At 66.5% G+C, this 3,408-nt stretch carries 5 protein-coding genes; 2 read left to right on the forward strand and 3 right to left on the reverse strand.

Annotated elements, in window-relative coordinates; translation table 11 throughout:
* Positions 1 to 83: 83 nt before the first annotated feature.
* Together AB0280_RS21465 and AB0280_RS21470 are read right to left on the reverse strand one after the other, a co-directional pair.
* Positions 84 to 701 (reverse strand): DUF6919 domain-containing protein, encoded by a 618-nt coding sequence (locus tag AB0280_RS21465; RefSeq protein ID WP_307491071.1) that lies wholly within the window; start codon positions 699 to 701, stop codon positions 84 to 86.
* Positions 702 to 761: 60 nt separating this feature from the next.
* The gene (locus AB0280_RS21470; RefSeq protein WP_307491075.1) at positions 762 to 1,388 is read right to left on the reverse strand and encodes a hypothetical protein; all 627 of its coding nucleotides are present in this window, start codon (positions 1,386 to 1,388) and stop codon (positions 762 to 764) included.
* A gap of 162 nt (positions 1,389 to 1,550) precedes the next feature.
* On the opposite strand from AB0280_RS21470, the gene AB0280_RS21475 reads away from it, so the two are divergent.
* Complete coding sequence (locus AB0280_RS21475) at positions 1,551 to 1,931, forward strand: VOC family protein (RefSeq protein WP_159629328.1); 381 nt, start codon at positions 1,551 to 1,553, stop codon at positions 1,929 to 1,931.
* A 90-nt stretch (positions 1,932 to 2,021) separates the two neighbouring features.
* Here the strand turns inward: AB0280_RS21475 and AB0280_RS21480 are convergent, their stop codons facing one another.
* The gene (locus AB0280_RS21480) at positions 2,022 to 2,423 is read right to left on the reverse strand and encodes a DUF5997 family protein (RefSeq protein ID WP_159629326.1); all 402 of its coding nucleotides are present in this window, start codon (positions 2,421 to 2,423) and stop codon (positions 2,022 to 2,024) included.
* A gap of 58 nt (positions 2,424 to 2,481) precedes the next feature.
* Here AB0280_RS21480 and AB0280_RS21485 point away from each other — a divergent pair, with 58 nt between their 5' ends.
* Positions 2,482 to 3,207, forward strand: coding sequence for a LysR family substrate-binding domain-containing protein (locus AB0280_RS21485; RefSeq protein WP_307491078.1), 726 nt, complete (start codon positions 2,482 to 2,484; stop codon positions 3,205 to 3,207).
* Positions 3,208 to 3,408: the final 201 nt, after the last annotated feature.

Genomic DNA, 3,408 nt, shown 5'->3' on the forward strand with positions numbered 1-3,408 from the left:
CAAAACGCTCGGCTGGAAGACTCCAGCCGAGCGCTTACGTGATTTACTACTAACCACCTAACCAACAGGTGTTGCGACGACCCCTAGAAACCGCCCTGCTGCTCCGCCCCTTTCAATGCCTCCAGCACTGCAGGCAGCAGCACGTCATTGCGGCCCCACACAGGATCCAGGATCTCCACATACCAGGAATCCGCGAGCAGGAGGGCCAGCGCATCGTTGGTCTCCCCGGCCCAGTCCTGGATCTGGGCCTCCTCCACGGGGTTCTCGCTGGAGCCGAGGACCGTGGTGATCTCTGCTCCGGCCAGGGTCACGGGAATGGCGGCGCTGCTTGCCTCGCCGGGAGCGTGGACTACCGTCACCAGCTCCGTGCGGGTGGAAAGTGCCAGCAGGCTCCGCGCGGTTTCGGCGCTGCAGAAGCCGGTGACGTACTGCCGCTGCGCCGCCCCATCAGCCAGGATGCCCGGCTGGGACTCCTTCGTGAACAGCCCGCTGCGGTTCAACTCAGCCAACGGCGCGGCCAGTGGTTCCGTCTCGGCGTCGAACGCCGCAGCGAAGTGTCCAGGCTGGTACGAACTCCCGCCTTCCAGCCACCGTGCCGTCAGCTCACCGGCGGCCTCCAGCGTGGTGGCTTGCCGCCAGACCCCGCGGTCCTCCAGCAGCCGGCCGTACTCGTCATGGACAGGCAGTTCCTCAGGCTTCATCTTGGGATGCTATCGCCGGGCCTCCGCGCCGATCCAACCCCTTCGACACAGCAGTTAACTTCAGCCGGCCTGCTTCATTGGCATGGCCGCCGGAATTCCCGCCGCCCGTTCCGCTGCTGCGAGCGATGCAGCCAGGCTTCCGACGGCGTCCGGGTAGCCCTTATGCGTGGCCGTCCGCAGTTGATCCGCGGTCCGCATGGCCTTGATCAACGCGGACGTTTCCGGCAGCCGCACGTCGGTCAGTGCCGGGTAGTCGATGCTGCAGCCGGGATCCAGTTCGTAGCGCCGCCAGCGGACTATGAGCTCATCATGCTGTATCCGGGCGGCCTGATGCGCGGAGAGCTGCTCCCGGTATTCACGCCGGGCGGCGCGCCACGCCAGGAACTTTGGGCTGCCCCGGTAGGCCGCAAGGCCCGAGGCCGCAGCTGCCCCGGCCAGCACCAGCCCCGCCCAGGGAGAAACCAGGGCCGGGATCAGAAGGGCCGGAAGCGCCACGCAGGAACCGAGGAACAGGTCCCAAAACAGCTGGTCAGGAGCCTCCGGTGCGCCGCCTGCGGGTGCCAGGGACCGTCGTCGTACAACGAAAACCGTGGCGGCGACGCTGGCAACCAGCACGGCACCGCACAGCAGGACCACCCCCGCACCTTGAAGCAGTCCCTGGGTCAAGGACTCCGCCACGACTGACATCCTGCACCTCCCGCGCCCGTCATTCCCCACAAAGACTTGGCCCCGGCCGGAAAGCCCGGGCTGGTCCTTCCATTGGACCGTCTTCCAGGCACAGCGTCAATGGCTGCAAAATGCGGAGGCAGGCACTCCAAAGGGCGCCATGTTGGGCGGTAGCGTGGGACCATGCGACTCAAAATGTGCAGCATCCACGTCCAGGACCCCGCGGCCGCCCACGCCTTCTACACCGGCACGCTCGGCTTTGACACCCTCATGGCCATGCCGGAGTACAACCTGTACATCATCAAGGATCCGGGGGCGGCCGACAGTTCGGTGGGGCTGCTCCTGGAGCCCAGCGACAACCCGATCGGCGCCAGCTACATGAACGCCGTGCGTGAGGCCGGCCTCCCCGCCATCGTTTTCGGGGTACCCGATGTCCAGGCAGAATATGACCGCCTGTCGGCCGCCGGGGTCAGCTTCAAGACTCCGCCCACCACGGACTCATTTGGGACCAGCGCCGTGTTCGACGACGGCTGCGGCAACTACATCCAGATCCACCAGGACTGACGGACCGGGATGCAACAGAAGCTTGTCCGCGCATCCGGACGCTGAGGCTCCGGACGGGCGAACAAGCTTCTGAAAGGGCGGCGGTGCAGGCTAAGCCTGGGCGCGGTCCTTCTTTGCCTGCTTCTTCGCGGCCTCGTCCTTGACCCGCTGGGCCTCGGCACGGACTGCAGCGTGCGTGGCGCGTTCGGTGACGAGCCACTGCGGGGGAGCCTGCAGCAGCGCGGTGATCTCCGCCGTCGTGAGCGCTTCTTCCACGCCGCCGCGTGCCAGGCCGCTGATGGACACGTTCAGCTTCTGGGCCACCACGGGGCGGGGGTGCGGCCCATTGCGGCGGAGTTCGGCAAGCCATTCCGGCGGGTTGGCCTGGAGTTCGGCGAACTCCTCGCGGGTAATGGTTGAATCCTGGAACTCCTGCGGGGTGGCCGGCAGGTAGATGCCAAGTTTCTTGGCAACGGTGGCCGGCTTCATGGACTGGGAGTTTGCAGAGGTCATGCTTCAAGGGTATCCGGGCGGCGGGTACTGTGAAGACGTGCCCGCCGACAATGCCCCCATGCCTGATTCCCAGCCCGCCCCCGACGAGGCGGCGCCGCGGGTGCTGCGCGTCGCGTATGTGGCAGGGGTGACGCCGGGCAAGTGGATCCGCCGCTGGGAAGAGCGGATGCCCCACATTCTCCTTGAAGCATTCATGATCGACGACGGCGTGCAGCGCCAGGTGCTGGATGGCGGCCAGGCTGACATGGCCTTCGTCCGCCTTCCGATTGACCGGGACGGCCTCAGCGTCATCCCGCTCTACGAGGAACAACCCGTGGTGGTTGCCCCCAAGGGCCACGAGATCTCAGTGTTCGAGGAAGTGGCCCTTGCCGACCTCGCCCAGGAGTCCTTCCTCGATGCTGCTTCCTTGGGCGGCCCGGAGACGGCGCTCCAGGTGGTGGCCTCCGGGGCCGGGCTGCTGATCCTCCCAATGTCAGTGGCGCGCCACTTCAACGTCAAAGACACCGTGGCGCGCAGGCTCACCGGGGCGGAGGAGACCGAAATCGCCCTGGCCTGGCCCGCGGAGGCCACGGACGACGTGCTGGAGGAATTCATTGGCGTGGTGCGCGGCCGCACCGCCCAGAGCTCCCGCCAGCCCTCCGCCCAGCCACAAAAGGTGAAGAAGGAACCCAAACCGGACCGCCGCGGCACCGGAACCAAAAAAGCGCCCAAGGTGGCCCAGCGCTATGCCCCCAACCCTGACAAGGGCCGCGGCAAGGGATCGCGGAAGAAGGGCAAGCGCTAGCCCCCATGAGCCCACCAGGCACCTGGTTGTTGACCGAATAACAGAAAGCCGGCCCCGCATGATGCGGAGCCGGCTTGGCTGCAGTCCGTCGCTGCCCGCGCGGACTAGGTGTTTTGGATGGTGTCTTTGGCGTCGGTTGCGCGGTCTTTGACGTCGGTGGCTGCGTATTGGCCTTCGGTTTTGACGTTTTGGGCGGCGTCG

It is taken from the genome of Pseudarthrobacter sp. 902506025, assembly GCF_040702325.1.
Classification (GTDB): Bacteria; Actinomycetota; Actinomycetes; order Actinomycetales; family Micrococcaceae; genus Arthrobacter.